Source organism: Arthrobacter sp. BK1 (assembly GCF_056680055.1).
The window spans coordinates 3,245,547-3,272,260 of sequence record NZ_CM155263.1 but is presented as its reverse complement, the minus strand read 5'-3'; the positions used below and the strand labels follow the sequence as shown (position 1 = coordinate 3,272,260).

The 26,714-nt window shown below is 63.8% G+C and carries 29 protein-coding genes; 7 read left to right on the top strand and 22 right to left on the bottom strand.

The genetic code is table 11. From position 1 onward, the window contains the following. Positions 1–38: 38 nt before the first annotated feature. The 4 genes from AC1MCA_RS14940 to AC1MCA_RS14925 all read left to right on the top strand — a co-directional run bounded on the left by AC1MCA_RS14940 (position 39) and on the right by AC1MCA_RS14925 (position 4,639). A complete protein-coding gene (locus tag AC1MCA_RS14940) occupies positions 39–1,352 on the top strand; it encodes a UDP-glucose dehydrogenase family protein (protein WP_479798716.1) in 1,314 nt (437 codons plus the stop codon). 103 nt (positions 1,353–1,455) lie between these two features. Then, entirely contained in the window at positions 1,456–3,225 is a 1,770-nt protein-coding gene (locus AC1MCA_RS14935; protein WP_479798711.1) for a DUF4012 domain-containing protein, read from the top strand. A gap of 176 nt (positions 3,226–3,401) precedes the next feature. Beyond that, positions 3,402–4,031: an LPXTG cell wall anchor domain-containing protein gene (locus tag AC1MCA_RS14930; protein ID WP_479798709.1), complete on the top strand. Its 630-nt coding sequence runs from the start codon at positions 3,402–3,404 to the stop codon at positions 4,029–4,031. A 110-nt stretch (positions 4,032–4,141) separates the two neighbouring features. Next, positions 4,142–4,639, top strand: coding sequence for a VanZ family protein (locus tag AC1MCA_RS14925; protein ID WP_479798707.1), 498 nt, complete (start codon positions 4,142–4,144; stop codon positions 4,637–4,639). A 20-nt stretch (positions 4,640–4,659) separates the two neighbouring features. Here AC1MCA_RS14925 and galU read toward each other — a convergent pair whose 3' ends face one another. The 14 genes from galU to AC1MCA_RS14855 form a co-directional block, all read right to left on the bottom strand. Then, positions 4,660–5,550 carry a UTP--glucose-1-phosphate uridylyltransferase GalU gene (galU, locus tag AC1MCA_RS14920; protein WP_479798705.1) on the bottom strand — a complete coding sequence of 297 codons (891 nt, stop codon included), beginning with the start codon at positions 5,548–5,550 and terminating at the stop codon, positions 4,660–4,662. Between the two features lie 39 nt (positions 5,551–5,589). Continuing rightward, positions 5,590–6,369 carry an enoyl-CoA hydratase/isomerase family protein gene (locus AC1MCA_RS14915; RefSeq protein WP_479798703.1) on the bottom strand — a complete coding sequence of 260 codons (780 nt, stop codon included), beginning with the start codon at positions 6,367–6,369 and terminating at the stop codon, positions 5,590–5,592. Positions 6,370–6,401: 32 nt separating this feature from the next. Beyond that, the gene (gene paaE / locus AC1MCA_RS14910; RefSeq protein ID WP_479798701.1) at positions 6,402–7,628 is read right to left on the bottom strand and encodes a 1,2-phenylacetyl-CoA epoxidase subunit PaaE; all 1,227 of its coding nucleotides are present in this window, start codon (positions 7,626–7,628) and stop codon (positions 6,402–6,404) included. Positions 7,629–7,638: 10 nt separating this feature from the next. After that, entirely contained in the window at positions 7,639–8,169 is a 531-nt protein-coding gene (gene paaD, locus AC1MCA_RS14905) for a 1,2-phenylacetyl-CoA epoxidase subunit PaaD (RefSeq protein WP_479798699.1), read from the bottom strand. Next, complete coding sequence (gene paaC, locus AC1MCA_RS14900; RefSeq protein ID WP_479798697.1) at positions 8,166–9,041, bottom strand: 1,2-phenylacetyl-CoA epoxidase subunit PaaC; 876 nt, start codon at positions 9,039–9,041, stop codon at positions 8,166–8,168. Before paaC ends, paaD begins: the two co-directional genes overlap by 4 nt. After that, on the bottom strand, positions 9,038–9,424 hold the full coding sequence (gene paaB / locus AC1MCA_RS14895; protein ID WP_479798695.1) for a 1,2-phenylacetyl-CoA epoxidase subunit PaaB: 387 nt from the start codon (positions 9,422–9,424) through the stop codon (positions 9,038–9,040). Before paaB ends, paaC begins: the two co-directional genes overlap by 4 nt. Beyond that, the gene (paaA, locus tag AC1MCA_RS14890; protein ID WP_108599344.1) at positions 9,421–10,395 is read right to left on the bottom strand and encodes a 1,2-phenylacetyl-CoA epoxidase subunit PaaA; all 975 of its coding nucleotides are present in this window, start codon (positions 10,393–10,395) and stop codon (positions 9,421–9,423) included. Before paaA ends, paaB begins: the two co-directional genes overlap by 4 nt. 301 nt (positions 10,396–10,696) lie before the next feature. Then, positions 10,697–11,062: a hypothetical protein gene (locus AC1MCA_RS14885; RefSeq protein ID WP_479798691.1), complete on the bottom strand. Its 366-nt coding sequence runs from the start codon at positions 11,060–11,062 to the stop codon at positions 10,697–10,699. Positions 11,063–11,446: 384 nt separating this feature from the next. Next, positions 11,447–12,352, bottom strand: coding sequence for a nucleotidyltransferase family protein (locus tag AC1MCA_RS14880; protein WP_479798689.1), 906 nt, complete (start codon positions 12,350–12,352; stop codon positions 11,447–11,449). A gap of 8 nt (positions 12,353–12,360) precedes the next feature. After that, positions 12,361–13,959 (bottom strand): tyrosine-protein kinase domain-containing protein, encoded by a 1,599-nt coding sequence (locus AC1MCA_RS14875; RefSeq protein WP_479798687.1) that lies wholly within the window; start codon positions 13,957–13,959, stop codon positions 12,361–12,363. 90 nt (positions 13,960–14,049) lie between these two features. Then, a complete protein-coding gene (locus AC1MCA_RS14870) occupies positions 14,050–15,240 on the bottom strand; it encodes an ATP-binding protein (protein WP_479798681.1) in 1,191 nt (396 codons plus the stop codon). A gap of 36 nt (positions 15,241–15,276) precedes the next feature. Next, positions 15,277–15,555: a PqqD family protein gene (locus AC1MCA_RS14865; RefSeq protein WP_479798678.1), complete on the bottom strand. Its 279-nt coding sequence runs from the start codon at positions 15,553–15,555 to the stop codon at positions 15,277–15,279. Positions 15,556–15,557: 2 nt separating this feature from the next. Beyond that, positions 15,558–16,142 carry a hypothetical protein gene (locus tag AC1MCA_RS14860; RefSeq protein WP_479798672.1) on the bottom strand — a complete coding sequence of 195 codons (585 nt, stop codon included), beginning with the start codon at positions 16,140–16,142 and terminating at the stop codon, positions 15,558–15,560. 576 nt (positions 16,143–16,718) lie between these two features. Then, positions 16,719–16,937, bottom strand: coding sequence for a three-helix bundle dimerization domain-containing protein (locus tag AC1MCA_RS14855; protein WP_479798669.1), 219 nt, complete (start codon positions 16,935–16,937; stop codon positions 16,719–16,721). Positions 16,938–17,278: 341 nt separating this feature from the next. Between AC1MCA_RS14855 and AC1MCA_RS14850 the strand changes: the two genes are divergently transcribed. The 3 genes from AC1MCA_RS14850 (at position 17,279) to AC1MCA_RS14840 (ending at position 18,381) form a co-directional block, all read left to right on the top strand. Then, positions 17,279–17,512 carry a hypothetical protein gene (locus AC1MCA_RS14850; RefSeq protein ID WP_479798668.1) on the top strand — a complete coding sequence of 78 codons (234 nt, stop codon included), beginning with the start codon at positions 17,279–17,281 and terminating at the stop codon, positions 17,510–17,512. A gap of 162 nt (positions 17,513–17,674) precedes the next feature. Beyond that, complete coding sequence (locus tag AC1MCA_RS14845) at positions 17,675–17,932, top strand: hypothetical protein (protein ID WP_479798665.1); 258 nt, start codon at positions 17,675–17,677, stop codon at positions 17,930–17,932. Beyond that, positions 17,932–18,381: a hypothetical protein gene (locus tag AC1MCA_RS14840; RefSeq protein ID WP_479798662.1), complete on the top strand. Its 450-nt coding sequence runs from the start codon at positions 17,932–17,934 to the stop codon at positions 18,379–18,381. Before AC1MCA_RS14845 ends, AC1MCA_RS14840 begins: the two co-directional genes overlap by 1 nt. A 389-nt stretch (positions 18,382–18,770) precedes the next feature. Here the strand turns inward: AC1MCA_RS14840 and AC1MCA_RS14835 are convergent, their stop codons facing one another. The 8 genes from AC1MCA_RS14835 to AC1MCA_RS14800 form a co-directional block, all read right to left on the bottom strand. Continuing rightward, on the bottom strand, positions 18,771–19,451 hold the full coding sequence (locus tag AC1MCA_RS14835; protein WP_479798659.1) for a class I SAM-dependent methyltransferase: 681 nt from the start codon (positions 19,449–19,451) through the stop codon (positions 18,771–18,773). 13 nt (positions 19,452–19,464) lie between these two features. After that, entirely contained in the window at positions 19,465–20,508 is a 1,044-nt protein-coding gene (locus AC1MCA_RS14830; protein ID WP_479798657.1) for an NAD(P)-dependent alcohol dehydrogenase, read from the bottom strand. 42 nt (positions 20,509–20,550) lie between these two features. Next, positions 20,551–21,390 (bottom strand): DeoR/GlpR family DNA-binding transcription regulator, encoded by an 840-nt coding sequence (locus tag AC1MCA_RS14825; RefSeq protein WP_479798655.1) that lies wholly within the window; start codon positions 21,388–21,390, stop codon positions 20,551–20,553. A gap of 46 nt (positions 21,391–21,436) precedes the next feature. Next, positions 21,437–22,225 carry a triose-phosphate isomerase family protein gene (locus AC1MCA_RS14820; RefSeq protein WP_479798653.1) on the bottom strand — a complete coding sequence of 263 codons (789 nt, stop codon included), beginning with the start codon at positions 22,223–22,225 and terminating at the stop codon, positions 21,437–21,439. A gap of 30 nt (positions 22,226–22,255) precedes the next feature. Continuing rightward, entirely contained in the window at positions 22,256–22,726 is a 471-nt protein-coding gene (locus AC1MCA_RS14815; RefSeq protein WP_479798648.1) for a ribose-5-phosphate isomerase, read from the bottom strand. After that, positions 22,719–24,452 (bottom strand): dihydroxyacetone kinase family protein, encoded by a 1,734-nt coding sequence (locus AC1MCA_RS14810; protein ID WP_479798645.1) that lies wholly within the window; start codon positions 24,450–24,452, stop codon positions 22,719–22,721. Before AC1MCA_RS14810 ends, AC1MCA_RS14815 begins: the two co-directional genes overlap by 8 nt. A 111-nt stretch (positions 24,453–24,563) precedes the next feature. Beyond that, complete coding sequence (locus AC1MCA_RS14805; protein WP_479798641.1) at positions 24,564–25,547, bottom strand: substrate-binding domain-containing protein; 984 nt, start codon at positions 25,545–25,547, stop codon at positions 24,564–24,566. Positions 25,548–25,595: 48 nt separating this feature from the next. After that, the gene (locus AC1MCA_RS14800) at positions 25,596–26,714 is read right to left on the bottom strand and encodes an ABC transporter permease (RefSeq protein WP_479798638.1); all 1,119 of its coding nucleotides are present in this window, start codon (positions 26,712–26,714) and stop codon (positions 25,596–25,598) included.

Sequence of the window (26,714 nt, the reverse complement as noted above, 5' to 3'; positions counted from 1 at the left end):
CCGCGAACAACACACCCCCCGGGGAAGGAACCATCACAATGCGCATAACTGTAATCGGCTGCGGCTATCTGGGTGCCGTTCATGCTGCCTGCATGGCCAAGCTGGGCCACGAGGTGGTCGGCATTGACGTGGATGCCCGAAAGATTGAAGAACTATCCGCAGCGCGTGCCCCCTTTTATGAGCCAGGACTTGAAGACCTCTTGCGGGAGGTCCAGGAAACAGGCCGGCTGTCCTTTACAACGGATATCTCCGCTGCGGAAGGAAGCGCGGTCCACTTCATCTGTGTGGGCACCCCCCAAAAGAAGGGCGAGAACGGCGCAGATCTGACATTTGTAGATGCAGCCACAAGAGACCTCCTTCCTTTCCTATCCCCCGGAGATGTAGTAGTTGGAAAGTCCACGGTGCCGGTGGGTACGGCATCCCGGCTAGCAGCCCTGATCCAGTCAGTACAACCAGACACGCATTTGGTGTGGAATCCCGAATTCCTCCGTGAGGGGCACGCTGTTGAGGATACGCTACGCCCGGACCGATTCGTTTACGGAGTCAGTGATGGTTCCGAGGAGCATCCTGCCGTCTCCGTTGTGGACGAGGTTTACTCGATTCCCCTCGCAGCCGGTACAGCCCGAATCGTTGCCGACCACCCGACTGCGGAACTGGTTAAGGCGGCAGCAAACTCGTTCCTTGCTACCAAGATTTCCTTCATTAACGCCATGGCCGAAGTCTGCGAAGCATCGGGTGCGGACGTCACCCAGCTCGCTGATGCCATTGGCATGGACGATCGAATTGGCAGGAAGTTCCTCAATGCGGGCATCGGCTTTGGCGGAGGCTGCTTACCCAAGGACATCCGTGGATTTATGGCGCGGGCAGGAGAACTGGGGGCGGACCAAGCCCTTACGTTCCTGCGAGAGGTCGATGCAATCAATATGCGTAGGAGAACACGGGTGGTGGAGCTTGCGCGCGACTTGTGCGGCGACTCCCTGCTGGGCAAACGAGTAACTGTGTTAGGCGCTGCATTCAAGCCTGAGAGTGATGATGTTCGGGATTCCCCTGCCCTTAGCATCGCTGCTCAGCTTCAATTGCAGGGGGCGATAGTGACGGTGACGGACCCTAAGGCGCTTCCAAACGCTGCACGCAGATTCCCTGAACTGCAATACGAGGGCGATACCTCCGTGGCCGTACTGAAGGCGGATGCTCTGCTCCTACTTACGGAGTGGGAGGAATACCGCGATTTGGACCCTTACGATTTGGGAAGCGCTGTTTCTTCGCGTCGGATCCTTGACGGCCGCAATGTTCTGGACCCTGCCAAATGGCGTGCAGCAGGTTGGATCTACCGGGGGCTGGGCCGACCCTGACATGGCCGAGAATCAAGCAAAGGCGCAAGCAAAAGATGTCCCCGGGGTTGCGCGCTTGGGATCCCACCAGACGGGTCGTCGCCGTCCTCTCAAGGTTGCACTGTTGTGCTTTGCAGCGCTGGTTCTCATAGCCGTGGTTAGCCTGGCTTGGCTCGCAAGCAAGGCGAGCACAATAAACACCGAGCTCAATTCGGCGAATCTCTTGATCGGGAAGCTGAAAGAGAACATTACGAGTGACGACGCGGGTCAAGCTTCCGAGACGGTAGAACAACTTCGCGCCCACACCAATGCCGCGAAGGCCGCTGCCAATGATCCCGTCTGGACCCTGGCTTCGAGCCTGCCCGGCGTTGGTACGAACTTGAGCGCGGTTGCGGAGGTAGCACGTTCGGCCGACGATGTTGTTAACCTCGGTCTCGGCCCACTCGTCGGGGTATACGGCTCCCTTGACTGGAAAGCACTGCTCCCCAACAACTCAGGTACTGATCTGGCGCCTCTACAGGTAGCCTCTCCAAGGATTTCGGCCGCTGCGCAGGCCGTTCGGCTGTCCGCCAATAGGCTGAATCAGATCGATGCCACCAAGTTGCTCCCGCAGGTGGGCGACCCCCTGGCCCTTGCCAGGGATCAGCTCAACGATGTAACCGGTGCACTGGATGCAGCCGCGGACGCTGCGAGCATGGCGCCCGGAATGCTCGGGGCACAAACCCCACGAAACTATCTCCTTATGATTCAAAACAACGCCGAGTCCCGAGCCTCGGGCGGCATACCCGGGGCACTTGCGGTCCTAAGTCTCAACAAGGGAAAGCTGACGCTTGGGGCTCAAAGCAGCGCTAGCGCAGTCGGTGTCATGTCTCCAATCGTGCCCTTTGACCTCGAACAGCAATACATCTACTCGGCGCGCGCTGGCAAGTTTATGCAGGACGTGAACCTGACGCCCGATTTTCCGACGGCAGCCAGCACGGCTCAAACAATGTGGGAGAGGAAGACCGGACAGCGCGTTGACGGCGTAGTCTCGATCGACCCGGTGGCGTTGGGCTACATACTGGATGCCACAGGTCCGGTGAACCTCCGTGACCCTGAACTAGTGGCACTAGCAACTGTGGGCTTGCCTACTGAATTGACCGGGCAAAATGTCGTCAAGACTCTGCTTTCTGATGTATATGCCAAGATCGAAGAGCCCGGCCTCCAAGATGCCTACTTCGCGGGCGTTGCACAAGAGATTTTCGCTTCCTTGGCTGATGGAAAAGGGAACGCTAAGGGCCTGATCGAAGGGCTTACCCGCGGCACTTTTGAGGGGCGTGTCCTGGTCTGGTCGGGTCAGCCCGTGGAACAATCCATCTTGGCCCAGTACCCGCTAAGCGGTTCGATTGCCGGACCCAGCATTTCCCCCGCCCAGTTCGGTGTGTACTTCAACGACGGCACCGGGGCAAAGATGGACTACTACGTCAAGCGGACAGTCCAACTGATAAAGGAATGTCCCGCGGATGGCTACGAGCAAACAACGGTACGCATCACCAACACCAACACCGCACCGGCCGACGCGGCTACTTCCCTCCCGGCCTACGTAACAGGTGAGGGTGTCCATGGCGTACCCCCTGGGTCTGTCCAGACAAACATCGTGGCGTATGGGCCTGTTCAAGCCAACGCGGAGACTGCGAAAGTGGACGGCGTGCGGACCGACTTTGCCCCGTACGTCCACAGCAACCGGCCCGTGGGTCTCCTGGCTATCAAGCTCGCGCCAGGGGAAAGCCGAACAGTGGAGTTCACGTTCGGGAAGATTGTGCAACATACGGAACCTAACTTGGCCGTCACTCCTACTGTCCAGGCGGTCAAAGATGTGATCTTGCCCACAAAAATTGCCACCTGTGACGAATAGTTGTAGACAACGCGTTAACACTATGTAAACCGATTGGATTCGGATTGCTGGTTGCTCGTTAGGGGTGGTAAGTTCTTGGTGGGATAAATGTCCGGGATTTCCGCACAGGTCTCTTGCGGAGAGGAAAACTCCTCAATCGGGTACACCAATAACTTAAAGTCTCCGGGGGGACAATAATGAAAAAAGCACTCGCAGCACTCGCACTAGCGGGCTCACTTGCTCTGGTAGGTTCAGCGCCGGCAGTAGCAGCGCGATACCCATCCATTCCGCCGCAGGCGGCTGTTTCTGACGGCACTGTCGGCCCGGGCGAGCAGTTCAGGTTCAGCGGACAGGGTCCGTTCCAAAATCAGCCCCTCACCATCCGAGTCACACCAGGTAACGCACCCGCTTCGGGTGGCGCCAGCATTTCTGGCGGACGGTCACTCTCCGGCAAGATCAGCGTTTTCCTAGAAGCGCAGACCCTGACCACCCAGGCTGACAGCGAAGGTAAGTTCTCTGTCCCTGTCACTATCAACGAATCGGGATCCTACGTCCTCACGGCCACCAGCGACGTGACGGGCTACACGGTAGGTCCCGTCCGCGTTGTTGTAGCCCCTGGCTTCGCCAACAATGGGGCTGCAGGATCAAATGCCGGTGGCAACAACGGCGTACCTGCGTCACTCACCAACTCTGGTACGGCCCTAGCCAACACCGGTGCTGACTCCGGTCTGGTCCTCTGGACCCTGGTTGGAGCTGGCGCACTTGCCGCCGGCGCAGCCTCTGTAGTTGTAGTACGCCGCCGCGCCAAGACCGAGGCAGCAGCGTAACCACAGCACCCACAAGCACCAAAGAGGGTGGGTGGTTCTCCGGAAACGGAGAACCACCCACCCTCTGCATTTAAGCATGTGGTAACTATTAGACTCATGGGGGGGAAGCAATGGCACAACACACGGTGGCAGTTCGTCCGCCCCGACCACCTGAAGGCGCCTTGAAACACCTCGAGAACCATAGGCTTTGGAGTGCGTTTCTTGTGGCCATGCTGTTATCGCTGGCTCTGGTGGCTTATTGGCCCAGCCCAGTCGATGCTCCAGTGCAGGGCCAACTCTCCGGCCTCCTAAAGTTCCTCCACGCCCGCGGAATTCCCGGTTGGCTCAATTACCAGTTTGTGGAGGCCGCGGCTAACGTCGTGCTCTTCATTCCACTGGGGACTGTGGCATTCTTGGCCTTCCCTGAAAAACGTTGGTGGCAAATTGGTGCATTTGGGCTGATCGTGTCCGGGGTTATGGAACTGGGTCAGCTGCTGTTTCTTCACAACCGATTCGCGAGCCCGCTGGATCTTGTCACTAATACGGGGGGTGCTGTCATAGGGGCCCTGATGGCCGCTGTGGCGCTTAAACGCCTACGGGCCCGCCACCTTCCCATGTCGGGCCCGTAGGGCGTTAGAACGATCAGCAGTTAGCCGACGAAGGCCTTCATCCAGGTCTTCAGATCCTCGCCGAACTCAACGCGCTCCGATGCGAGGGTGATGACGGCCTTGAGGTAGCTCAGCTTGTCGCCGGTGTCGTAGCGCCGGCCCTTGAAGACCACGCCGTACACGCCGGAGCCTTCGCCCTCACCGGCGGCGAGGGTCTGCAGGGCATCCGTCAGCTGGATCTCTCCGCCGCGGCCCGGCTCGGTGTTTTCCAGGACGCCAAACACCGACGGGTGCAACACGTACCGGCCGATGACGGCCAGGTTGGACGGCGCCTCGCCCGCAACCGGCTTCTCCACCAGGCTGTTCACGCGGACGTAGTCCTCGCCGTCAATGGCTGAGATGTCAGCACAGCCATAGGCGCTGATCTCGGAAGGATCCACCTCGATCAGGGCGATAACGGAACCGCCCGTCTTCTGCTGCACCTCCATCATGGTCCCCAGCAGGGTCTCTGCCTCGTCGATGAGGTCGTCACCCAGCAGGACCGCAAACGGCTCGTTACCCACGTGCTGCGCAGCGCACAGCACGGCGTGCCCCAGGCCCTTGGCCTCGCCTTGGCGGACATAGTGGATGGGGCCCAGTTCGGACGCTTCCTGCACCAGGTCCAGGCGGCCCTGATCGCCCTTCTTCTCGAGCGCCTGCTCCAGCCCCGGCTCACGGTCGAAGTGGTCCTCCAGGGCGCGCTTGTTGCGGCCCGTGATCATCAGCAGGTCGGTCAGGCCCGCATTAACAGCCTCCTCCACCACGTACTGGATGGCCGGCCGGTCAACCACCGGCAGCATTTCCTTCGGCATCGCCTTGGTGGCGGGCAGGAAGCGAGTCCCCAGGCCGGCAGCAGGAATGACGGCTTTGGTAATAGATTTCCCCATTGTCATAGCTGAACCCTACAAATCAAGCCCTGCAGATAGCAATTTCTAGCCCGTAAACTTTGGCTCACGCTTCTCCTGGAAGGCCCGGAAGCCCTCGGCATAGTCGTCCGTCTTGCAGAGGCGGGCCTGCTCGGCGTTCTCCTCCGTCATGGCGGACCAGAGGCCCAGCCGCTGGTCGCGGATGTGCGCCACCAGCTCCTTGCTCGCCTTGAAGGCACCCGTCGCCCCGGTGGCCACCTTCGAAACAATTTCCCGGGTGTTGTCCAGAAGTTCATCCGCGGGCATGGCCCGGCTGAACATCCCCTGCGCCACGGCCTCGGCGCCGGAGATGAGCTCCGCGGTGTAGATCAGGTCCAGCGTCCGGTGCATGCCCAGCCGCTCGGTGAAGTACCAATGCCCACCCGAATCCAGCGTCGCCCCCAGCTTCGCGAACGGCGAGCCGAACTTCGCGTTCTCCGCCACGTACACCACGTCCGTGGCCAGCAGCAGGCCCAGCCCCACGCCCAGGCACGCCCCCTGGGCGGCCGCGAACGTGGGGGCGGGGAACGCTGCCATCTTCTGCAGCAGCGGCTGCACGAGCCCTTCCAGGTACGCCTGGGCGTCGTCGCTCTCCGGGGTGACGTTCTGGATGTCCCGGCCCGCGCAGAAGGCCCGCCCCTCTCCCCTGAGCAGCAGCGCCCGCACCTCACCGCGAGAGGCGGCGGCAGCGGCGTCGTCGTACGCCTGGGTTAAATCCGCGAGCGCCTGCTCGTCCAGTGAGTTCAGCTTGTGCGGGGCGTTCAGGACCACTTCGGCGACGCCGTTGGCGATGGAGAGGGAAATCATGGGGCTCCTAGATCTGGGGTGAAGAAAGCTTCTTAGACGTCGAAGTCGACGGTGACTTCCTTGCTGGTGGGGTGGCTCTGGCAGGTCAGCACGTACCCCTTGTCGAGTTCATCCTGCTCCAGCGCGTAGTTTTCGTCCATGTTCACGGTGCCGGTGACCAGCTTGGCGCGGCAGGTGCCGCACACTCCCCCGGCGCACGCGAACGGCACGTCCGGGCGGACCCGCAGTGCGGCGTTGAGGATGGATTCGCGTGCGTGGGTGGGGCTGGCCACCTCGCCCTGCAGGCCGTCCAGCTTGAACGTGATCTTGTACGTCTCCTTGGACTCGTCCACCAGCACGGGACGGCCGGCGTTGCCCTCGGGGCGGTCCGGCTTGCCGGAGGTGAACAGTTCGAACCGGACATGCTCGGGCTTTACGCCGCGCTCGGCCAGGGTGTCCCGGCACAGCTGCACCAGCTCGAACGGCCCGCACAGGAACCACTCGTCCACATCGTCCGCGTGGATGGCGGTGCCGAGGAGCTGCTGCAGCTTCTCCGAATCGATCCGGCCGGAGAGGAGCGGCGCGATCCGCTGCTCGCGGGACAGCACGTGGTGGATGGCCAGGCGCTGCGGGTACTTGTCCTTCAGGTCCGCCAGCTCCTCCAGGAACATGACGTCCATGGCGGCCTTGTTGGCGTAGATCAGGTCAAAGCGGGTCTCCGGGTGGGCGGCCAGCAGCGTGCGGGCTATCGCGATCACCGGGGTGATTCCGGACCCCGCGGCGATGGCCACAAAGCTGCCCGGCTCCCCCGCCAGATCCTCGGGGTGGTTCATGGAGTTCATGACGTTCTGGTCCACCGGCTTGCCGTCGCGGCCGTGCTTGGACACAAACGCGCCCATGGGGCTCATGACCTCCAGCGTGTCCCCGGCCTTCAGCTCGGAGTTGGCCCAGGTGGAGAACAGCCCGCCCAGGTCCTTCTTCACGGCCACCCGGATCTCGCTGCTGCCGTCCGGGAAGCTGCGCGGCTCGGCGCAGATTGAGTAGCTGCGGCGCACCTCGTGCGGCTCGCCGGTCTCATCCGGCAGGGTGGTGCGCAGGGCCACGTACTGCCCGGGCAGGTAATCGAACTGTCCGGCGAGCGCCGGCGGGACAGCGAACGTCACCTCGATGGCATCCTCGGTCAGCCGGCGAACCTCGCCGACGGTGAGGGTGTGGAAAGAGGGACGACGGCGGCCGGTGGCCTGCGCCGTTTCTGCGGCGGTCTGGCGGACAACAGGCATGGGGGCTTCCTTACAGGACTTTAAAGTAGTCGAACGGTTCCTTGCAGTCCTGGCAGACGTACAGCGCCTTGCAGGATGTGGAACCGAAGCGGGTGAGTTCCTTGGTGTTCAGGCTGGCGCACTGGGGGCATTTCACGGCCATGGTCAGCCGGATGGGGCCGGCGTGCCGTGCAGCGTCCGAGCGGCCCGTGGGCGGCGCGATGCCGTACTCGTTGAGCCTGGCCTTGCCGGACTCGGTCATCCAGTCCGTGGTCCAGGCCGGGGCGAGCACCAGGTCAACCTCGACGCCGGTGTAGCCCTCCTTTTTGAAGGCTGTCTGGAGGTCGTCACGGATCGCGTCCATGGCCGGGCAGCCGGAGTACGTGGGCGTGATGGTGACCCTTACCCTGCCGTCCTCTTTTACGTGCACGTCCCGGAGAATCCCCAGGTCAGCGATGGTGAGGACCGGAATTTCCGGATCGCAGACCGTGGACGCGATGTCCCACGCCTTCTGGTCAGCGGCGTTCCGTTGCGTTGCCTGCTCGAAGGCCACGGCGGTCACCAGCTTGCTCCGGGATGCTCGCGGGCCAGCACCTGCATCTCCGCGAGGATGTAGCCGAGGTGCTCGGAGTGCTTCCCCTGACGGCCGCCGCCGGGGGCAGCCGGAACGTCCGGCACCTCCAGCTCCGCTTCCGCCAGGACAGCGCCGATCAGCCGGTCGAACTCGGGCCGCAGCGAGGAAGGCTGGACGGCGGCGCCGGCTTCAGCCAGGCGGGCAGTCAGTTCGTCGTCGCGGAAGAGCTCTTCCACGTATGGCCACATCAGCTTCAGGCCGTGGATCATGCGGCGGCGGGATTCGTCCGTGCCACCGGCGAGTCGCAGGACCCACTGGACGCTGTGGTCGCGGTGGTAATCCACTTCCTTAACGGCCTTGGCAGCGATCGCCGCCAGGGTGGCATCGGTGGACTTGGTCAGCCTGCTGTACAGCTCGAACTGGTAGTGGCTCACCACAAACTGCCGGGCGATGGTGGCCGCGAAGTCGCCGTTGGGCTGTTCGAAGATCTGGATGGAGCGGAACTCGGTTTCGCTGCGGAAGTAGGCCAGTTCGTCCTCGGTCTTGTCCCAGGCGCCGCCGGCGTAGGTGAGGAAGGAACGGGCATGGCCCAGCTGGTCCAGGGCGATGTTGCCCAGGGCGATGTCCTCTTCCAGTTCAGGGGCACGGGAGATCCAGTGGCCCAAGCGCTGGGCCAGGATCAGGGCGTCATCCCCTACCCGGAGAGCGAACTCGGCCACGTCCTCGGTGGGCCTGGCCAGGCCGGTCCGGACTTCGAGGGCGATGTCCTCGGGGCGCAGGGCGTTGCCGGGCGTGATGCGGGTGGCGGAAGCGTTGCTGTCACCGGCCACGCCGGTGGAAATGTCGCTGTGGCTGCTCACAGGTGCTTCACCCCTTCGCTCTTGGTGTAGTACGTGGCGTGGCGGTAGTCCTTGCCCTGCGGGGATTCGAAGAACGCGCCCTTGGAGTCAGGATCGCTGGCGGCGATGGCGTCAGCCGGGACAACCCAGATGGACACGCCCTCGTTGCGGCGGGTGTAGAGATCGCGGGCGTTGCGCAGGGCCATGGCGGCGTCCGGCGCGTGCAGGGAGCCGGCGTGGACGTGGCTCAGGCCGCGGCTAGAGCGGACGAAGACCTCCCAGAGGCCCCAGCCCTGCCGGTTGGTGTGCGTTTCGGCGGCGGGGCCTGCCGAAACTTTTTCTGCTCCGCGGTTGATATCGGTGGCTGAACTGGCCGGGACTTCCGGGTTGCCGTGAGGGCTCATGCTGCGTATTCCTTCGTCTCCATTGACTCTTTTGCCATCTGTTTTGCCGCATAAGCGGCGGCTGCCTCGCGGACCCAGGCGCCGTCGTCGTGCGCTTCCCGCCGGCGTTCCAGCCGCTGGGAGTTGCAGGGGCCGCGTCCGGCCAGGACCTCGTGGAACTCGTCCCAGTCCAGCGGGCCGTGCTCCCACTTCTTGGTCTCTTCGTTGAAGCGGATCTGGTCATCCGGGAGCTTGAGGCCCAGGACCTTGACCTGCTCGGCCATCATGCCCACGAACCGGTGGCGGAGTTCATCATTGCTGAAGCGCTTGATGTTCCAGGCCATGGACTGCTTGGAGTTGGGCGAATCGTCATCCGGCGGGCCGAACATCATCAGCGCCGGGGCGTACCAGCGGTTCACGGCGTCCTGCGCCATCTCGCGCTGCTCCGGGGTGCCGTTGGCGAGTTCCAGGAGGATCTCGAAACCCTGGCGCTGGTGGAAGGACTCTTCCTTGCAGACCCGGACCATGGCGCGGCCGTAGGGGCCGTAGGAGGCGCGGCACAACGGCACCTGGTTGGCGATGGCAGCGCCGTCCACCATCCAGCCGATGGCGCCCATGTCCGCCCACGTGCGTGCGGGGTAGTTGAAGATGGACGAGTAGCGGGCCTTGCCGGCGATGAGCGCGTCCATCATGTCGTCGCGGCTTTGACCCAGGGTCTCGGCGGCAGAGTAGAGGTACAGCCCGTGGCCGGCCTCGTCCTGGACCTTGGCCATGAGGATGGCCTTGCGCTTCAGGCTCGGTGCGCGGGAGATCCAGTTGGCCTCCGGCTGCATGCCGATGATCTCCGAGTGGGCGTGCTGGGAGATCTGCCGGAGCAGGGTCTTGCGGTAGGCCGGCGGCATCCAGTCTTTGGGTTCGATTCGTGAATCGTCGGCGATCACACGGTCAAAGTTGGCCTGGCCTTCGGCATCGCGCAGGGCGGTGGCTTCCATGATTGCTCCTATGCACGGTCATCGTGGACTGAATTATTTACCGACCGTTCGTTCAGGATATGCGGAAGCCGCGGAAAGCGTCAAGCAATAGGCGTGTGTCGTGTGCTCGGACGCTCTCGCACTTGATGTGGGTTTTTGGTCAACGCTCTCGCACTTGATGCGGGTTTCTCGGCAACGCTCGCTCACTTGCCCCTGGCCTTCGCCGCTCTCCGGCGGTCCCTTGCCGCTGAAATATGGCGGCAGCCCTCTTGCCCGTCAGGACCGTGGCCGGTTCCCATTGCGGGCCGGAGAGGGTGTTGGGCTAAGCGAGGCCTCTGCGGCCTTTGCGGCCCTTCACAGGCGCGGTGACGTAGCTAGTGCTACCGGACCACATAAAGAAACCGGCAGCCACCATGGCCAGCCCGATCGGTATAACCAGGAGGACAGCCGCCGTCTGGTCGTTGGCGGCCACAAGGGCGATTGCGCTGACGCTGAAGAAGTTCCCGAGCCATCTGGGGAGAACGCCGGAGCGAACGATGAAGATCCCGATGAGCAACAGTCCGACCACCACCCCTAAGAGGCCCGGGAGGACGACGAAGGGCATCCCGGGGAAGTCGCCGTTGAAGAGGAAGTTTTGAATCAGCCCGCCCGCCAGCAACAAGGCGAATCCGACTGCCAGAAGAATCATTCCGACAGTCGCCATCCTGGGATGGCGGCCGGACCGCCTTGCCAGCATCATCAGACCTGCAATCCCCACCAAGATCAGAACGGACGCGGCCGAGCCCGCCAGCGTAACAACCGGATTCGTTGACCGGACCGAGCCCTGGCAGTCCCAACCCATGCATCCTGCTGGTTGCAGGTTGTGAAGGAACGCGGCCAGGACGCAGAGCACCCCTCCCAGCATCGCCGCGGCCCCGGCCAATTTTGGGAACTGCACCGTCCAGAAACTGTTGTCATTTCCCCGGACCATGATTAACCGCCATCTCTCAGGCGACCGCCACCAAGTCCTTACATGCTGGACCGGCCCAGAACGGCCGTCAAGGGGTTAGGGGGCCGGCGGGCGACCAAGCCATCAATGGCGGCGTGGGCTGAGGTCCCGCAAGATTTTCGGCGCCGCACGCAGGAACCGAACCCACCTGTCGCGGTGTTGCCGAAGCCTGCCACGGAAGGACATGTCCGCGTAGATATTCCGTCCCAAGAAGGCTTCCGGCTGCGGGAAGACCGCACGGAACAGCATTCTTGGCTTGTCCTTCAGCGGCGCCTGGGCAAGGGCAATGAGCCGGGCGCTCCCCGGCTCTTTGCTCATGACACGGTTGCGCCACTCGGTGGACGGCTCCGGCCAGTCCACGGCGGTGGTTAGGGGAAGGAGGTTCTCGAGGAAAGGGCGCATGGCGGCAAGTGAGCCTGTTGCACTAGCCATGTCCAGGATGGCGGCGCCATACGCTTCCCGTTCTGTGAGGTCCGCAAGGAACTCGAGCTCCTGGCTGCAAGCCGGCAGCTGGGGTGAGCGCAGGGCATGCAAAGCAAGGATCAAGATTCCCAGCGGCGTTGAGGGGACCCGCACCACCTGCCCTGCGACTTCAAGGTCTTCGGTGTTGGACCACATCAGTTCGAAGGCGTCACCAGCATTGCTTTCCATGCCGGGGAACCGGTAGTGGACGTCGATGCAGCAGGGCCATTCCGGGTGGTCGACGGTGACCGAGTGCTTGGGAAAGGTCCTGCTGTCCGGATCCACGGGGCGTTCCCGCCATCCCCGCTCCCGGAGTCCTTGGACGATAGCGTCCAGGTCAGACGGGGCTACGAAAACATCCACATCCGCCGAAACTTTGGGCATCCGGAGGCCCTGAATCACACTCGCCGGGCCCTTGATGAAGAACGCGCGGATCCCCCTTCCGGCCGCCACCCGCGACACCAGGGCATGGCCCAGGAGGACAGCCTCAGGAATGCTTAGCTGGGTCTTACCGGCTTGGTCTTCCACGCGTTGACCTAACCGCGTACCCGGCGGCCGGCGGCAACGGACTCAGGCACTTGGACGCTTTCACCCGGTCCCTCCCAAAACGGTCCGGTGAGGTCGGCTTCAGCCACAGCAGCCGGACCGGGCGCTGAGGTGGGCGCTGAGGTGTAGGTGCCGTAGTAGGAGTAGGCGTCCGTTCCCTTGGTGGGCACGTAGTTCAGGACGGCGCCCAGGATTCGGCCCTTGACCTTGTCCAGGTTCCCCAGCGACTGGGCCAGTTGCTCCTGGGTGGTCCTGCCGGTCCGAATGACCACAATGGCGCCGTCGGCAGCGCGGGAAAGGACCGCGGCATCCGTGACCGGAAGCAGCGGCGGGGCGTCGATCAGGACGATGGCGTTCTCTGCCAGGGCGTTGAGCATGTTCTTCATGGCCTGGGACCCCAGCAGTTCGCTGGGGTTCGGCGGAATGCGGCCGGAGCCGAGGACCGAGAGGTTCGGGAGGGCGCCCCAGGGCTGCAGCACATCAGCGAGCTCTGCGGTGCCGGTGAGAACATCGGTGACCCCGACTCCCGGAACAAGGTTGAAAACGTCCACGAGGGTGGGGCGGCGGAGGTCGCCGTCGACCACTACAACGTTCTCTCCGGCCGCGGCCAGGGTGACCGCCAGGTTGGCCGTCACTGTGGATTTGCCTTCTGCCTGCACGGAGCTGGTGACCACGATGATCCGCGGCGGCTGGTCCACGTCGAGGAAGCTGAGGTTGGTGCGCAGTTCGCGGAGGGCCTCGGCCATCGCGCCGCCGGCGTCGTGGACTTCCGCTGCGGTGCCCGCGTCCAGGATGGTGCTTCGTTCGTCCAGACGGTGGTCCACGGGCAGTGTGCCGATCACGGGGACGCCGAAGAGCCGCTCGATTTCTGCTGCTCTGCGGATGCGCCGGTCCAGGTGCCGGCGGACCAGTGCATAGGCCACGCCCAAGGCCAGGCCAACTAGGGCACCGAGGGCCAGGGTGAGCTTGACGTTGGGTGAGACGGGGCTGGTGGGGAGGACTGCCTTGCCCAACGGGAGCACCCGCACAGCCGACGCCGGGACGGCGGCTGGAGTGCCGGCGTCGGGCGTTGCTGCGGTGCCCGGCTCAACAACTGTTGCGGCGGGGGGCGCCGTCTCGATGGCTTCCACCTGGGCGGCGAGGCCGTTGACCCAGGCATCGGCCACGCGCTGCGCGGTGGCCGGATCCGTGGACTGGGCGGTCACGCGGATCTCGGCGGTGTCCAGCGGGACTTTCACGCTGATGGTGCCGAGCAGGGCGTCCGCTGTGGTTTTCAGCTCCAGCGAGGCGATGACCCGGTCTGCCACGAGCCGCGACTTGGCCACGGACTCGTAGTTCTTGACCTTTGCCTTGGCCAGGCTGTCGCCGGCGAGTGAAAGGCTCACGTTGTCCGATCCCGGCGTCACCACAATCCCGCTGGAATCTGAGGAGTAGATCTTGGGCTGGACCACGGTCCAGCCGAACGCCGCCAGCGTGGCCAGCAGCGTGAAGGCGGTGATCGCCTTCCAGTAGACCCGGACCACCCGGAGGTAGTCCGATAGGTCAAGGCCGGCGGGGGCATCCGCGGGGGTGGCTGTGGTGACGCTCAAGGTGGTTTCCTTCCAATTCAAGTTCGTGTGTTCCGGCCCGGTCTTCGTTGCCGGGTCATTGCTTCGAGTGGTCCCCCACGCGATTGGCGGCTAGCGGCCGCTGTGTTTCAAGACTGCTTTGTTGATGAGCTGTTCGACGGCCGTTGCGACGGCGGCCCGGTAGCCTTCCGGCCTGCCGTGCACTTTGGCGACTTCTTCTGCGAGCTGGTCCGGCGTTACTGCGTTTTTGGTGGCTTCCCAGATGGCCGGGCCGATCCCGCTCAGCCGCACGATCTCGTCCTCCAGCATCAGCAGCAGGTCGCCGTCGATTTCCACGGCGTCCTTTGGTGCTGCGCGCCGAATGTATCCGTTCGGGGTGGGCCCGGGTTCTTCTGGTTCAGCGGCTGACCATTCTGGCTCCGACCGGGGTTGCTTCCGGAACAGCGGTACCAGTGCCGCCGGCAGGTCCGCCGCTTCGGAATAGGTCACCTGCCAGACGCCCCCGACGCTGTCGATCAGGTGGCAGAGCGACTGCAGTGGCTCCGCGATCTCGCCCTGCGAGGACGAATCCGGGATCAGGGCGAGCACCGCGTCGGCCAGCGGCACTTTGGTCAGCGTTGGTACGTGGCTGCCGGCTTCAACCCGGTCCAGCAGCACGATTGCCTGGATGAAGGGGTTTTTGGGCGCCGGCTGGAGTCCAAGCTCGTCCGGTCCCACCTGGCGCTTGGGTTTGCCGGGCACCTGCTTCACGGACAGCGGTTTTGGATACGGAACCACCGAGCCGTCAGGCCGGATGGCTACGGTTTCGTCCGTGACGTACCCGTAGGTCTTGGCCAGCAGCGAGGCCGCGGTGGTCTTGCCGGTGCCCGACTTGGCCACGAGCGCCACCACAGCACCCGTGACCGGATCTGCCAGGCCACAGGCGTGGAGCATCGTGAACTCCCCCGCGTTCGCCAGGATGGCGGCAACGGTGAGCCGGGAAGTGAGGTTCTCAGCCAGCTCCTCAAAGGAGGCGGCCTGCAGCGCGAACGTGCCGCCGTCGTGCATTGGGGACACAACGGAGGCGGTGTAGGGCTGGTTCTTCGTGGGCTCGGCCGGAAGTGCCGGAACGAACGGCTCCCCACTGCTGGCGCAACGGGTCCAGGCCGAGCGCACGCTCTCCCGCTGCTCCCAGGTGACCCCGCGGCCCCAGCGAACCGCGAACTGCATGCCCAAGACGCTGACTTCCAGCAACTCCGTGCTGCTGAGCATTTCCTCCAGCACCGGCGACGCACGCGCCAGCTGTGTGTTCCCGCCGCTCATGAATCCCCCCGGATCTGGCGTAGTGGTTTGAAATTGCTAGTTCGTACTGCCGACCGGTTCAATCAGGCGCTGCGCTTCCAGACTGGCCAGGAAGGCCTCGACCTGCCGCACCAACTGGCCGGCCGCGTCCTCGAATGCTGCTTCCAGTTCGGCGATAATATCCGCCTGGTCGCGACGGCCGTCCAGCAAATCCCAGATGGTTGCCGCAGTGCCTTCCAGAACCACCGGCTGGGTTGCGTCCAGGTGAAGCAGCGCAACCCGGCCGGTTGATTCAGTGCGGACTTCTGCGACCAGGTTGGAGTGGTGCCAGATCATAGTCAGTACGTGATCGTGACGGTGTCGGTCAGAGTCCGAGTGGTGTTGTCGGGAAGCCGAAGGGTGATGAGCAGCGTGTACGAGTACAGCGAGCCCTTCTTGGGAGACGGGTTCACACTTTGGTATTGGAACGCCACGGGGAAGCTGGCGCTCTGACCGCTCGCGATATTGACCGTGGACGTGAAAGAGCCGCTGTAGACATGCGCAGCCGAATACGACGGCTGAGTCGGCGCTACCTGTGAAATGGACTGGACACCGACACCAGCGTCCACGGTGCCAAGCGGGGTGATGCTAATAGTCCCGCTGATCGCTCCGGTAAAGGCAGCGCCCGCATTCAGGATGCGGAATGCTGCGGGCCCTGTGCCAGTACGGTTGGTTCCGGAACCCGTACCACCCGAGCTGACATAGGTCGGAGCGGCGCCATAGACCCACTCTGTCGTTGCGCTAATCCCCGACACCGCTGCAGCCGGTGATGCAATAGCGGTAACGATAACCGGTACTGACCACGCCACACCCTTGACAACCCTGCGGCGACTGAACCCGCCTTCTTCGTTGCTTGTGACCTCTGCGTTCAGAACCTCAGACAATTGCGCCCCCGTATCGTTTCAACTCCAGCCGGCCCTATTGGGCGGGCAGCGTGCTATGACCGCGTTTTCCCGGCTGTGCCCACTCTCACGGACGCGACTTAAGGTTCCGTCAACCTCATTGCAAGATTGCGTCAATATCCGCTGTGAAGGGTTCTTGAGGGTGAATCGCAGCGATGAATGGCGGCGTTTCGCAGCGCTCAGTCACCCTTGGCGCTCATGGGGACGGGCTACAGCCCCATGCCTGATCGGAAGGCCGTGGTTTGGCCGGGAGTACAGCTGCGCGGGCCTCGTCCGGCTCCGATTCGGTCAGGTAAGTGGCCGGCTCCACAACGCACACACCAGGTGCAGGCCCAATCCTGCGGGGAGAGGCTGCCGCGCGGACTGGCTGCTCGGAGAGTCTCGTTCTCGACACGGGCACGTCCCGGCTCTGCATCGCGGCCGGGCTTACTCCTGCCAGAGCAGTACGTCCAGGCGCGGATGCCGGGGCACGACAGAATAAAATTCGTACCCACCTGGCGCTCGCGGCGTTCGCCCCGCTTGTGCCACCTGTCCTATCAGCTGCTCCCCACGGCCGGTTTATCCGTCGGCAGAGCTGCTCTTTAGTGCACGGTGCAGCCGCGTGCGGGCACCGTTCTCGACCAGAGTCGGCACGTAGGCCCGGATGCGCCCCCCGTCCAGCCCATGGTATTCCTCGCCGACGATCGCAGTGATAAGTGCACGGGGCGCCTCAGGGTAACGGGCCGCAAGCCGCTCCTCGACACGTTCAACGAGATGTTCCTCAGTTTCGTCGTCCATCAGCCCAGTGTGATTCGGGCCGTTCAGAACGTCAAGAACATGAGGCGGCCGGGGGCACGCACAAGCCCCGCCGGTTGGGGCCTGCGATCGTTAGATCGCCGACACCAAACGTTTACGTGCCAATCCTTGCACCCGGAGTAATTGATCAGCCAAACTGACTACAGATCCGCAGGAGATGCCTCCGCGATCTAGGTTCGCCGGCCCTTTGCCGGCCAACGCCCCATCAAAGAATGCCGGGCACCCTCTCTCAAATCACAGCGTTCAGCCTCCCCAGGCGTGCCCGGCCAGGAGCCGGCGTCTGCCAAATTCTTCGGCATTGAACCCTCAGAGAAAGAACCACCATGATCAAGCGCCACTCTGACCTCATCCTGGAAATCACCGCCCACGACCCTCACACCATTGAAAGCGACCTCAATACCGCTGTGGACCTAGCCCGCCAGCACGCCATCCTCGAAGGCCGCCACGGGATCCTGGTCACCCAACACGGCTACACCAGCTATACCGTCGCCGTCAGCCGCGACGTCCCATTCGGCCAGACACACGAGCGCCGTGAACTCGGACAAAGCGCGGGCTGACAACGGGCCGGCCTCTGTACAAGCGCCGAGCAGTGGATGTAAATTCAATTCACGGGACTTAACCGCACACGCGGCGTCCCCGTACCCGGTCCATCTGCATAGACCGCGGGAAGCTGCTGTAGCATCGCGGCGGCACAGGATGCAGGCACGGAATGAGCCAAGATGTCCACCTCGCATTACCAGCATTTCCTTGATGAAGCCACCATTTTTGATCCCACCAGCGACTGCCCCTTGGGCCCTGACTGCCTGTATGGGCTGTACGTCAGCTGGTGCTTCCTCAAGGGTTTCCAACCGCACTCCGACGCGGCCTTCCGCGCCGCCATGCAGCGGTGCGGGATCGACATGAGCAACAGCAAACTCATGATGCACGGCCCGGCCGCGGCCGAATACATCCTGGCCAGCTACCCGGCAGTGGCCTGATGACCGTCAGGGCGGACGACGACACCCTGTCGCAGAGTCCGCCGCCGGACCCGCTGAGATGCACGGCCTGCGGGAACGGCGACACTCTGGAGATCACCGCCATAGACGCGCTCGACGCCGGCTCCCCCTTCTGGGGTTCGCCCTTCATGGTGGCGGTGACGTTCACCTGCAGTGAGTGCGGGGTTCCCAGCACCCGGGCTGCCGACGTCGCGGAGGTGGCCCGGATCCTCAACCGGCCAGGCGCCACTCCTGAAGTGCTGGTGTTCGGCAACCACTACATTCATTGCGGCCAGCCCATGGCCGCGATGGGCACCGAACTGCGGAGCATCCACAGCAGCTACTCCTACCGTCAGGTCCCGGAGGCGCTGAGCGTCTACCTGTCCACCAGGGTTCTCCGGTGCCGGTGCGGGTTCCAGATGGAAATCCCGGACGCACCGGCCCTCCGGTAGCCAGGCCTCCCCGCGGACAAGTCTCCAGCCGGAAATTACCTGGGGGCTAGAACATGCTGCGGGGGAAGGCAGTGTCGCCAGGGTCGGTTGGCCGGTCGCGTGCGGCCAGGCGGCCACCAGAGCTGTGGGCGTATTTTCCGCAATGGATGCAGTGACGGCGTATATCGCCGGACTGGTCCGTTTCGGCCAACCAGTGGTGCCCCAGGTTCAACGTGCAAAGCAGCTTCTTGATCATGATGGATCACGCCCTTAGGACCAGGCAGGCAGCGAGCGCGGGACCCGCACCAGAGCCGGTTGAATTCTACTGCGCGCGATCCCCGACAGCCACGAAATTTTTCGTTTCCACCCCAGCCGGGCGGCCGGGGGTGCCGCCCGCTGTCCGGGAAGCGTCAGGGGGCTGTCGCGTGGCCAAGAATGTGGGCTACCGGGGGCGCCAACGGGTGGACCGAAAAGCCGAACCGGCGGGTGTCCCGGACCACGAATCCGGCGGCGGTGATGGCCTGCAGGGTGTCACGGTTGGGGTGGCAGCCGCCGGCCACCTGCTGCCACACAGGCGTCAGCAGGTCCTCCGCCGTGGCAAGGAATTTATTCTCGGAACGGACATGCTCATAGAAGGCCAGCGTCCCGCCCTGACGCAGGACCCTGCGCGCCTCCGCCAAGGCAGCAGACTGGTCCGCAACGCTGCACAGGACAAGACTGGTGACCACCACATCGACACTGGCATCCGGAGCCGGGACCGCCTCCGCTGAACCCGCAACCACCCGCACCGGAACCACGGCCGCCTCAGCGGCTGCCTTTGCCAAAGCCCTCAGGTCATCATCAGGCTCCACCGCCAGAACACCGGTTACAGTACGGGGGTACAGACCGAACGAGGACCCGTCACCGGCGCCGATCTCAACTACGCTCCCACTCAGGCCCTGCAGCAAAGTCCGGCGGTGTTCAGTCGCGCCCCTGCTGTTCATCCCCTTCACGGCCCGTGCGTACGCGCGGGCAAAACGCGGATGCTGCAGCTCTGCCGGCCCCGCCCCGGCCTCGGGGTCCGGGCCGGTCGCTGCAGCGCGGCGGGTCACGCGATTCACCCGTCTACGGGACGATCACGGACTTGATGGCGTGCGGATCCGTGCTTCCGGTCAGCAGCGCTTTTTCGACGTCCTCAAGTCCAAAGCGGTGGGTGACCAGCGAGTCCAGATCCACCAGGCCGGAGGCCACGAGGTTGATGGCCATGGGCCACGTGTTCGTGTACCGGAAGATTCCCGTCAGTTCGATCTCACGGTTCTGGATGAGCGACACAGGCAACATCACGTCGTCGGCCCCCATCCCCACGAGCACTACCCTTCCGCCGGGCTTCACGGCACGAATGCCGGCCTGGATGGCAGGCGGGGCCCCCGAGGCGTCCACGAAGACGTCAAACAGCCGGCCGGCCGGGTCCAGGCCACCGCTGAGGGGGTCCACCGCCTGTGTTGCGCCGGCACCTAGGGCAAACTCGCGGCGGTGCGGGGCCGGATCAGAAACGACTATGTCCGTTGCCCCGTAGATCCCTGCGACCTTTGCCACCAGCACCCCAATGGGCCCGGCACCGGCAATGAGCACCCGCGATCCGGGCTGGACGGCGGCTTTGCGGCAGGTGGCGATAGCCACCGAGAGCGGCTCCATCAGGGCCGCCGCCTCATCGCTGACGTGATCAGGGACGGGGTAGGCGAAGTCGGCTTCAATGGCCGCGTACTCGGCGAAGGCACCGTGGATGGGAGGTGCAGCATAGAACTCGATCTGCGGGCACAGGTTGTACTGGCCGCCCTTGCAGTATTCGCACATCCGGCAGGGCTTTTGCGGCTCGATGGAGACGCGCTCCCCTACCCGGTCAGCGGAGACATCGGCTCCCACAGCCACGATGGTGCCCGCTGATTCGTGCCCGAGGATCAGGGGTTCCTTGACCACCATGTCGCCGATGTGGCCTTCCTGGTAGAAGTGCGTATCGGACCCACAGACACCGACAGCGGAGATCCTGACCAGGACCTGGTTATTGCCCAGGGTGGGGAGCTGGACGTCCTGCACTTCAACGGTGCCAGGGCGGACCAGCACGCTGGCCCGCATGGTCGGCGGGGCCTGGAAAGTGCTCGTTGCAGTCATGCTGTGGATTCCTCCGCGTTGAGGTTGATGGGTGTCTAACTGTCAGGCCTGGCTGGAATGGTTGCTCTCGCCGTTTCCTCCATGGCCGGCCGCCACAACAACGTGCACGTTGTGGGAGCGGAGCCGGCGGAGGTCTTCGGGCGTCGTTCTGGAATCGACAATTACCACGTCGAAATCGGCGAGGTGTGCCAACGCATAGAGTGCCCGTTTCTCGAATTTTGTGTGGTCGACCAGAAGGATTCGTTTGGCCGCGGCGTCGAACATGGCCCGCTTGATGTCCACCGTGGCCTGGCTCTGGAAGAAGCACATGTCATCAGTGATCGCTGCCGTGGACATGATGAACACATCTGCCCGGAGCCTGCTGATCGCTTCAATGGTGGTTCCCCCCATGAAGGAACTGCACCAGTTGTAGTACTTTCCCCCCAGAGCCACCAGGGAGACTCCCCGGGTTCCCTTAAGTTCGTTCATGAGGGTCAGCACATTGGTGATGACCGTCAGCGGGGTCCGTGACGGGATCAGCCGTGCCATCTCGTGGACAGTGGTGGAGTCATCGAGGAAGATCGCCTGCCCGGGCTCGACAAATTCGATGGCCGCACGCGCGATTTCCCGCTTTTCCCACCGCTGTTGCCCACTGCGGAAGACATCGCTGGATTCAACCAGGCTGGATGACAAGGCGGTGGCCATTCCCCGTGATTTCCGGAGGAGGCCACGGGCCTCCAGCTCATCCAGGTCTCGGTGGACCGTCATCTGGCTGGTTCCGAAACGCTCAGCCAACTCATCGATGCGCACAGCTCCTTCGGCCATAACAGCCTCGGATATTGCGCGCTGCCTGTCGCTTCGGCGGGAAAGCCGCGATTCGTTGGCCGCGGCCGCTGAGTTCATTTCTGCTCCTGAAGCTTGTGTCTTGCCGGCGATTGGCGTTGCCTCTCTATCCGGTCTTCGAGCTCCGCACTGGGCGTGCAGCTTCCCTAATGATGTCTGAAAGTGCCTCAACCTTGTGCGCGAACCTCCCGAGGAACAGGCCGTCGACGTCAGATCCGAGTTCCGTCAGCAACCCCGGCCCGGCGCTTCCCCCGTAAATCACGGACCACTGGGCAAAACGGTTCTGGCTGCTGAGCCACTCCCTGAGGAACGTGCAGACAGCACTGATGTGCTTCGACGAGGCAGGGTGCCCGGCGCCGATGGCCCACACGGGTTCATAAGCGACGACGACGGGAACGTCAGCGGTCTCGGTGGCCGCCAGTGCCGATTGGAGCTGGACGATGCAGAAGGCAGCGGCTTCCGCTGCCGGGCCTTCTTCGCTTTCACCGACACAGATGACAGGGACCAGGCCATTGCGCAGGGCGGCAGCCGTCTTGGCCGCCACCACCGAATCGTCTTCACCGAAGAAACGCCGCCGCTCCGCGTGGCCCACCTCGACGTACCGGCAGCCGGCCTCGCTCAGGGCCACACCGCTGACCTCACCGGTGAACGCGCCCCGGTCCTCCCAATGAAGGTCTTGCGCCCCGATACTCACCGGAGTGTCGGCAAGAATCTCGGCCGCCGGTACAAGGGCCTGGAAGCTCGGGAGCACGAAGAGCTTAACGGTTCCGTCCTGCAACGCCCGGTGCTCCCGGGCCATGTCCGCCACCTGCCGGCACCAGTCCAAGGTTTCCTGGTGGCCGAAGTAGAGCTTGAGGCTGACCCCCAGGAGGGCGGGTTTTGACCGTTCCCTCATGGGGTCACCGCGAAGCCGCCCCAGCCACTTTCACGCATCGCGTTTTGCCTCGTAAGCCTCCACCAGCCGCACCTTTTCCGCCGAGGGGGAACCGTCGTCGAACGTGTACGTGAGCCATTCCCGCGCGAGCCGCCGGGCGAGTTCGAGCCCCACCACGCGCTGGCCGAAAGTGAGCACCTGGGCGTTGTTGCTGAGGACTGAACGTTCAACGGAGTAACTGTCATGCGCTGTTACAGCGCGGATCCCGTCCACCTTGTTCGCCGCGATGGCAACGCCAAGGCCGGTCCCGCAGACCAGCAAGGCCCGGTCGGCATCCCCCTTCGCGATCATTTCCGCTGCGGCTATGGCGATGGTGGGGTAAGCGGTGTGGCCCGTATTGTCGACGCCGACGTCCTGGACGGACGCCACCAGATCGCTCTTTTCGAGGTCGGCCTTGAGCGCCTCCTTGTAGTCGTAGCCGGCATCGTCGCTGCCGACAACAATTCGCAGTCCATTACCCATGTGCGTTCTCCTTTGCTGCCAAGGCACGTTCAAGCGCCTTGATGATCATTGCCATGGAAACGGCGCCCGGGTCCGGGCTTCCCATGCTTTTCTCCACGTGCGGACGTGCGCGGCCGATCTTCGGAACGAGCGAGGCAGTCGACGTGGCGGCCCGGTCAGCGGCGTCCGCCGCCTTGTGCCAGGCCTCCTCCAGGGAGAGCCCCGATTGGATCCCCTCCGTGAACGCCTGGCCAAACGGAATCAGGACATCCACCAGGGTCTTGTCACCAAGTTCAGCCTTGCCGAAGTCCATGACCCGTTTCCCGGCCTGTGAGATGCCCCGGGAGATACTTTCCGCACCGGGCGCCTCGCTGTCGCCGACAGATTCGCCCAGGGTTTTGACGATGACGCCCCACAGCGCTCCGGATGTTCCGCCCGCGCGGTCGGCCCAGGCGTCGCCGGCCAGGGACAGCAGGGTCCCCGCTCCGGCACCGGCGCTGAGCGCCTTCTGTCCGGCCTCCGCCGCAGCGCTGACCCCACGCTGCATTCCGATGCCGTGATCGCCGTCGCCCGCGATGGCGTCCAGTGCGCCGAGATCGTCCACGTTTTCGTCGATCACGCGCTGGGCTGTGACCAGGAGCGCCTGGACCGTTTCTGCCGCCTGCCGGGACGCAGCCGAGGCGCTCGGCATTTCGTCGCTCGCCGCCTGGTCCGCCTCCGCGCTGGCGTAACTGGGGCCGGCATCCTGGACCGCACCTTTTCGGAAGGCGGGGGTGCTCGCTGGCGCCCGCCAAAACTTTTCGAGTTCATCGTCCAGCCAGAACAGGCTCAGGGACACGCCGGCCATTTCAAAGCTTGTCACCAGCTCTCCAATTTCGGGCTCCACAACAGTGATCCCTGCCCAGTCCAGGAGCTGCGCAACTTTTCTGTAGACGACAAAGAGTTCCTCGGATTTCACTGCTCCGAGTCCGTTGAGGATGAGGCCCACACTGCTGCCGGTCACGTCTTCGGGCGCCTCGGCGAGCAATGCACGGACCATGAGCTCCGCGGCGCCGTCGGCTGTGGGAATGTCCTGTTCACCGATGCCGGGCTCGCCGTGGATTCCCATACCCACTGCCATCCGTCCCTCCGGGACGGTGAACAGCGGCGCCCCGGCACCCGGAAGGGTGCAGCCGGAGAAGGCGATGCCAAAGGACCGGGTTCTGCTGTTGGCAAGGGACGCCGCCTGGAAGACTTCATCCAGGCTTGCCCCTGCATCGGCGCAGGCGCCCGCGGTTTTGAAAACTGCCAAATCTCCGGCGATGCCCCGCCTCTTACCGGTTTCGGCTGCCGACGCGCTGGAAATATCGTCGGTCACGGCCACCATCAGGGTACGGATGCCTTCGCCGTTCAAGCGTTCCTGGGCCTGGGTGAAGTTGAGGACGTCGCCGGCGTAGTTGCCGTAGGTCAGCAGGACTCCGCCGCCCGCGTGGGCAGCTTTGGCCACAGAGTAGATCTGCTGTGCGGAGGGCGATGCGAAGATGTTACCCATTGCCGCGCCGTGGGCGAGTCCCGGGCCAACCAGCCCTGCAAACGCCGGGTAATGGCCGGATCCCCCACCCGTGACGACGGCGACGTGGCCCGGGGCGGTGCCGGTGCTGCGGACCACTCCGCCAGGAACCTGGCGGATCCACCCGGGGTAGGCCGCGGCGAGTCCCTCGGTGAGCTGCTCGGCAAAGTCGAGCGGGTTGTTGAACAGATATGCCATGGTTCTTTGTCTCCTTGCCCGGAAGGGCGTGTGGATGCTGGGCCATAGGGGCCGGCCGCTCGGAAGATCCCTCTTGGCCGGCCCCTACTCATGTGTTCTGCCCTGAGCTGGCTACTGTGAAAGCGTGAACGGGGACGTGAACTTGGAAACGTTCTCCTTGGTGATCAGCGTGCAGTCAAACGCCTGCTTCTCTTCGCTGGCACCGGTCTTGCCGGTCTTGATGAACGAATCAGCCTGCTGAACGGCCTTCTTGGCGAATTCGGCAACCGGCTGAAGAACCGTGTACGAGAGGGACCCTGCCTTGACCGCTTCGGCTGCGTCCGGTGCGCCGTCGAACCCGCCAACCTTGACCGATTCCAGCTTTCCGGCTTCCTTCAGCGCGGCGATCGCGCCGAGGGCCATCTGGTCATTGCCGGCGAGTACGCCCTGAAGGTCAGGGTGTGCCTGCAGCATGGACTGCGTCTTGTCGTGGCCTTCCTTCTGGTCCCAGTTGGCAACCTGGGCGTCCAGGAGCTTCAGATCGGGGTACTGGGAGAGGACCGTGGCGTAACCGTTGGAGCGGGTGGCTGCGTTGTTGTCCGAGGGCGCGCCCTTGAGTTCGACGTAGGATCCCTTGCCGCCCATTGCCTTCACGAATTCCTGGGCACCGAGGGCTGCACCCTGGGCGTTATTGGATACCAGCTGCGCTTTCGCCAGCCCCTGTTCGTTGATCTCGGCGTTGACCAGGAACACCGGGATGCCGGCGCTGACTGCCTTCTGGACGCCGCCGATGGAGCCATCGGCGTTGGCCGGGTCAAGGATGATCGCGGCCGACTTGTTGGTGATGGCCGCGTCCACCAGGTCGCTCTCGGCCTTCGTATCGCCCTTGTGGGAGGTGACGTCAACCTTGTACCCGAGCTTCTCGCCTTCGGCCTTGGCTGCTTCGCCTTCGGTTGCCCAGTAGGGGTTGGCCGGGTTGTTGACGATGACGGTGATGAGGTTGCTGCCGCCAGCGGCGGCTGACCCTGATGTGGAAGGTGCCGGCGAGCCCCCGCAGGCGGTCAGGGCAAAGAGTGCAGTGGAGGCAGCCAGAACAGCTGCAGCTTTTAGCTTCATGATGATGTCCTTCGTCGTGTGTGCGATGTGGAGTGTTGCGTGGTTGAACTAAGTAGCCGGCGCGCTGACAGAATCGCCCGGCATCTTTTCTTTAGTGGGCGGCGCTGCAGCACCCTTGACTTCCTTCACCTTTTTGGAGCGGTATTCGAGGCGGTTGAGCATCACGGCGACAACGATCACGGCGCCCTTGAAGACCATCTGCCAGTATTCGGAGACGCCGATGATGACCAGGCCGTCGGACAGGAATCCGATCACGAAGGCACCGAGCAGGACGCCCCGGATGTTTCCCCGGCCGCCGGAGAGCGCTGCGCCACCGATGACGACGGCGGCAATGGCGGTCAGTTCGAACGAGTTGCCGGTGGTGGGGTTCGCCGAGGTGAGTTCGGAGGCAATGATGACACCCGCAATCGCAGCGCATACGCCGGAGATCACGTAGATGCTGACTTTCACCTTCTTCACCGGGATGCCGGACAGTTCCGCGGCCCGTTCGTTGCCGCCTGAGGCGTACAACCACCGGCCAAACGCGGTCCGGGAGAGGACCAGGCTGCCGATGACGGCGATGACGATCATGACCAGCACACCGGTGGGAACGCCCAGGATGCGGTTGAAGCCGACCGCGTCGAAGCCTGTGTTGCCCAGCGCGGGGTTGCCGCGGAGGTTGGAGTAGGTAAGCCCCCCGGTGATCAGCAACGCTGCGCCGCGGACCACGTACAGGGTTCCCAGTGTTGCCACGAACGGCGCCACGCCGAACCTGGACACCAGGGTGCCGTTGATCCAGCCGACGAAGGCGCCGACCCCCACCGCCACCAGCACTGCCACCCACACGGGTGGGTAGAGTGTGACGCCGAGGGCAGGTATCGGCACGCCCTGCATCAGGAAGCCGGCGATAACGCCGGCCAGGCCTACAGTCGAACCCACCGAAAGATCGATGCCGCCGTTGAGGATGACCATCAGCATGCCGACGGCGAGGATTGCGAAGACCGCAACGTGTGCGGACATCGTCAGCAGGTTATTGACGCTCAGGTAGTTCGGCGACAGGATCGAGAAAACCACCGTAATAATGATCAGGGCGATGAATGCGCGCCCTTCGAGCAGCAGCCGGGGGATGTCCAACCCCCCGGAAAGCCATCCTGGCCGGCCCTCGGCCACTGTGCGTGTAGAGCTCAT

Bases quoted from the DNA above. Each gene is read 5' to 3' on its own strand.
- AC1MCA_RS14940 (WP_479798716.1), top strand. From the start codon at position 39: ATGCGCATAACTGTAATCGGCTGCGGCTATCTGGGTGCCGTTCATGCT.
- AC1MCA_RS14930 (WP_479798709.1), top strand. From the start codon at position 3,402: ATGAAAAAAGCACTCGCAGCACTCGCACTAGCGGGCTCACTTGCTCTG.
- AC1MCA_RS14925 (WP_479798707.1), top strand. From the start codon at position 4,142: ATGGCACAACACACGGTGGCAGTTCGTCCGCCCCGACCACCTGAAGGC.
- galU (WP_479798705.1), bottom strand. From the start codon at position 5,550: ATGACAATGGGGAAATCTATTACCAAAGCCGTCATTCCTGCTGCCGGC.
- AC1MCA_RS14915 (WP_479798703.1), bottom strand. From the start codon at position 6,369: ATGATTTCCCTCTCCATCGCCAACGGCGTCGCCGAAGTGGTCCTGAAC.
- paaE (WP_479798701.1), bottom strand. From the start codon at position 7,628: ATGCCTGTTGTCCGCCAGACCGCCGCAGAAACGGCGCAGGCCACCGGC.
- paaB (WP_479798695.1), bottom strand. From the start codon at position 9,424: ATGAGCCCTCACGGCAACCCGGAAGTCCCGGCCAGTTCAGCCACCGAT.
- paaA (WP_108599344.1), bottom strand. From the start codon at position 10,395: ATGGAAGCCACCGCCCTGCGCGATGCCGAAGGCCAGGCCAACTTTGAC.
- AC1MCA_RS14885 (WP_479798691.1), bottom strand. From the start codon at position 11,062: ATGATTCTTCTGGCAGTCGGATTCGCCTTGTTGCTGGCGGGCGGGCTG.
- AC1MCA_RS14870 (WP_479798681.1), bottom strand. From the start codon at position 15,240: ATGAGCGGCGGGAACACACAGCTGGCGCGTGCGTCGCCGGTGCTGGAG.
- AC1MCA_RS14865 (WP_479798678.1), bottom strand. From the start codon at position 15,555: ATGATCTGGCACCACTCCAACCTGGTCGCAGAAGTCCGCACTGAATCA.
- AC1MCA_RS14855 (WP_479798669.1), bottom strand. From the start codon at position 16,937: ATGGACGACGAAACTGAGGAACATCTCGTTGAACGTGTCGAGGAGCGG.
- AC1MCA_RS14850 (WP_479798668.1), top strand. From the start codon at position 17,279: ATGATCAAGCGCCACTCTGACCTCATCCTGGAAATCACCGCCCACGAC.
- AC1MCA_RS14845 (WP_479798665.1), top strand. From the start codon at position 17,675: ATGTCCACCTCGCATTACCAGCATTTCCTTGATGAAGCCACCATTTTT.
- AC1MCA_RS14840 (WP_479798662.1), top strand. From the start codon at position 17,932: ATGACCGTCAGGGCGGACGACGACACCCTGTCGCAGAGTCCGCCGCCG.
- AC1MCA_RS14830 (WP_479798657.1), bottom strand. From the start codon at position 20,508: ATGACTGCAACGAGCACTTTCCAGGCCCCGCCGACCATGCGGGCCAGC.
- AC1MCA_RS14825 (WP_479798655.1), bottom strand. From the start codon at position 21,390: ATGAACTCAGCGGCCGCGGCCAACGAATCGCGGCTTTCCCGCCGAAGC.
- AC1MCA_RS14820 (WP_479798653.1), bottom strand. From the start codon at position 22,225: ATGAGGGAACGGTCAAAACCCGCCCTCCTGGGGGTCAGCCTCAAGCTC.
- AC1MCA_RS14815 (WP_479798648.1), bottom strand. From the start codon at position 22,726: ATGGGTAATGGACTGCGAATTGTTGTCGGCAGCGACGATGCCGGCTAC.
- AC1MCA_RS14810 (WP_479798645.1), bottom strand. From the start codon at position 24,452: ATGGCATATCTGTTCAACAACCCGCTCGACTTTGCCGAGCAGCTCACC.
- AC1MCA_RS14805 (WP_479798641.1), bottom strand. From the start codon at position 25,547: ATGAAGCTAAAAGCTGCAGCTGTTCTGGCTGCCTCCACTGCACTCTTT.
- AC1MCA_RS14800 (WP_479798638.1), bottom strand. From the start codon at position 26,714: ATGAGCTCTACACGCACAGTGGCCGAGGGCCGGCCAGGATGGCTTTCC.